Source organism: Priestia sp. SIMBA_032 (assembly GCF_046535215.1).
GTDB classification, from domain to species: Bacteria; Bacillota; Bacilli; order Bacillales; family Bacillaceae_H; genus Priestia; species Priestia aryabhattai.
Map to the genome: position 1 here is coordinate 1 of NZ_JAWRXD010001064.1, position 256 is coordinate 256.

Annotated in this window: 1 protein-coding gene; it reads right to left on the reverse strand. The window is 70.7% G+C overall.

What is annotated here, in order from left to right; all coding sequences use genetic code 11:
* A partial coding sequence (locus SB717_RS37620; protein WP_410908250.1) for a hypothetical protein occupies positions 1 to 256 on the reverse strand: 256 nt, incomplete at both ends.

Below are 256 nucleotides of genomic sequence, written 5' to 3' on the forward strand. Positions count from 1 at the left end.
GCGTCGATGGTGTTCTGCCAGGTCGGGCCCGCGATCGCGAGATAGTCCTGTAGGTAGCCCGGCAGCGTCATGGCGCCGACCTCACCCGGTTCGGCGACGATCGGCATCATCGTCGGTGTCCGACCGGTGCTCCGGCGGACCCGGCTCCACAGCCCGAGCGCGGTCGAGCGGGCGATCGCCGAGGCAGGCACATTCGCGAACGCCAGCCGTCCTGCGGCCAGGCCGTTCACCAGCGGGGTCATCGAGATGACCGCGG